This is a genomic window from Pseudomonas sp. DCB_AW, from assembly GCF_026240895.1.
Taxonomy (GTDB): domain Bacteria; phylum Pseudomonadota; class Gammaproteobacteria; order Pseudomonadales; family Pseudomonadaceae; genus Aquipseudomonas; species Aquipseudomonas kermanshahensis.
Map to the genome: position 1 here is coordinate 1 of NZ_JAPFCE010000185.1, position 443 is coordinate 443.

General features: G+C 52.1%; 1 rRNA gene. It reads left to right on the forward strand.

What is annotated here, in order from left to right:
* Nucleotides 1-443, forward strand: a 16S ribosomal RNA gene (locus OO306_RS28185); the annotation flags it as partial.

A 443-nucleotide genomic window follows, 5' to 3' on the forward strand; every position in this document is an offset into this window, starting at 1 on the left:
TCCTACGGGGGGCAGCAGTGGGGAATATTGGACAATGGGCGCAAGCCTGATCCAGCCATGCCGCGTGAGTGATGAAGGTCTTAGGATTGTAAAGCTCTTTCACCGGTGAAGATAATGACGGTAACCGGAGAAGAAGCCCCGGCTAACTTCGTGCCAGCAGCCGCGGTAATACGAAGGGGGCTAGCGTTGTTCGGAATTACTGGGCGTAAAGCGCATGTAGGCGGATATTTAAGTCAGGGGTGAAATCCCAGAGCTCAACTCTGGAACTGCCTTTGATACTGGGTATCTTGAGTATGGAAGAGGTAAGTGGAATTCCGAGTGTAGAGGTGAAATTCGTAGATATTCGGAGGAACACCAGTGGCGAAGGCGGCTTACTGGTCCATTACTGACGCTGAGGTGCGAAAGCGTGGGGAGCAAACAGGATTAGATACCCCTGTAGTCCA